Raw genomic sequence first — 853 nt, 5'->3', positions numbered from 1 at the left:
AAGTCCGCGAATGTCCCCATCCATAACGGGAGACCGGGTGGCGGACAATCGCATTTGTTATCTTCATCATCCATCACAAATCTCCGCGATTACTCATCAATCTCAAGAGCACGTTTACCCTCGTTGAGGTAGTTCTTCAGGTAGCTGTCGATAACTCGTGGGTTTTGACCATCTTGAATGGCAAGTACGCCGTCCATGATCAAACGGCGGTTAAGCGTTTCTTGATCTCGGCGTAAAGAAAGCTTATCGGCAATTGGGAAGAACAGCATGTTTGACAACACCGCACCGTAAAGTGTGGTTAAAAGGGCTACCGCCATTGCAGGACCGATCGCTTTTGGGTCATCCATGTTCGAAAGCATCGCAACCAGACCAACCAGCGTACCGATCATCCCCATCGCTGGTGCAACGTCACCAAACGCTCGGAAAACGCCCGTGCCTTGCGTGTGTCGCTCATCTGTCAAGGCAATGTCTTTTTGCAACGCAGCGCGAACCACGTCCGCATCGTGACCATCCACCAAAAGGTCAATGCCTTTCTGCATAAAGCTGTTGTTGATTTCCATCTCTTCCAGAGCGAGGAAACCGCCTTTACGCGCTGCATCAGCCATTTCAACAATCTTTGCGATGAGGTCTTCTGGCTCATCGGCTTTAAACATGAATGCCTTGCCTGCAATTTTCGCCGCACCAAAGAACTGGCCGAGCGTGAACTTCATCAATACTACAAATGCAGAGCCACCTACTACGATAAGGATCGATGTAACGTCGACGAACATGCCGATACTGCCACCTAGCACCATTGCCATGATGACGAAGGCAAAACCACCGATCAAACCTATTAGGGTTGCTAAATCCACAA

At 49.7% G+C, this 853-nt stretch carries 1 protein-coding gene; it reads right to left on the bottom strand.

Going from position 1 to position 853, the window contains the following annotated elements; genetic code table 11:
- Positions 1-89: 89 nt before the first annotated feature.
- Positions 90-851 carry a flagellar motor protein PomA gene (pomA, locus tag R8O10_RS24440; protein WP_005482965.1) on the bottom strand — a complete coding sequence of 254 codons (762 nt, stop codon included), beginning with the start codon at positions 849-851 and terminating at the stop codon, positions 90-92.
- Positions 852-853 lie beyond the last annotated feature (2 nt).

Source organism: Vibrio sp. 1727, from assembly GCF_033344415.1.
GTDB classification, from domain to species: domain Bacteria; phylum Pseudomonadota; class Gammaproteobacteria; order Enterobacterales; family Vibrionaceae; genus Vibrio; species Vibrio alginolyticus.
The sequence above is the reverse complement of the archived record's forward strand: the minus strand, read 5'-3'. Positions and strand labels throughout refer to the sequence as shown.